Origin of the sequence: Lentilactobacillus parafarraginis DSM 18390 = JCM 14109, assembly GCF_001435895.1 — a bacterium.
Classification (GTDB): Bacteria; Bacillota; Bacilli; order Lactobacillales; family Lactobacillaceae; genus Lentilactobacillus; species Lentilactobacillus parafarraginis.
Map to the genome: position 1 here is coordinate 1 of NZ_AZFZ01000182.1, position 972 is coordinate 972.

Here is a 972-nt window from a genome sequence, read left to right on the forward strand (position 1 = left end):
AAAAGCTTGTTTTAAGACAGACCCTAATAAACTGGAAAGTTTAATAAATTTTGACCGTGGGAAGCGCCAGTTGCTCCCCCTCGATCACCTTCGCCGCAACCATCGCGTTGAAAATTTGGCTGCCAAAAAGCTCAGCAGATTTAGCATCGAAATGAAACTGATCCAGTAACGTGCCGCTTTGCATATCCACCAAATAAATATGGGGATCTTCCGTTGCAAGCTGAATGACACCAGCCTCAACCTGGGAATCAAATTGGTCAGAGTGATGACTCACAGTCCCGCAAAAAATTGGAAGCTGCGGGTTGCCAACAATCCGGCGGCAATAGGCAAAAACCGCCTTTAAGTTATCATAATAGTTTGCCGCGGCACTGCTTGAAAAGTCAGCGCGGTCGCCTTCCCCCTGATGCCACAGCATGGCTTTGATGACCAGTTGATTATTTTGAGCCGCTTGGCAGCTTTCGATTAATTGCTTAAACTGCAACAACAATGAATGGCTGGGATCTTTCAGCTGATCAATGTGGGTGGACCAATGACTGTCGTCCACGCCACCCTCACCGCTCGGGGCAATCGATGTCCCGCCCTCAGCACACTTAATGACGTGCAAGTCTTTTAAATCTGTATTGTGGAGTAGCCAATAATACGTGACCAGATCAAATCCCCAACGGCTTGACCCGTTCTTAACCGTCAAGTCACTCACCTTGAGTTGATCCTGAAACACGCCCTTTTCATGATCCGGGGTGTGATTGCTACAGTAATAACAATGGTCTAACGGCAATGTCAGATAATTTGGCAACTGCGGAACTGGCACCCGGCCATCAATATTGGACTGACCGGCCGAAATAATTGTGAACTTTTCTTCATTGTGAGCCACGTTCAAAATCCTCCCAGTACTCAAAATAGCATCTATTGACTATTGTAGGCGCTTTGCTTAATATTTTCATTCCTCAATTGTCAAGTTAAGTGCAACACTAA

At 46.1% G+C, this 972-nt stretch carries 1 protein-coding gene; it reads right to left on the reverse strand.

Going from position 1 to position 972, the window contains the following annotated elements; translation table 11 throughout:
- Nucleotides 1-40: 40 nt before the first annotated feature.
- Nucleotides 41-871: a sialate O-acetylesterase gene (locus FD47_RS14625; RefSeq protein WP_056980852.1), complete on the reverse strand. Its 831-nt coding sequence runs from the start codon at nucleotides 869-871 to the stop codon at nucleotides 41-43.
- Nucleotides 872-972: the final 101 nt, after the last annotated feature.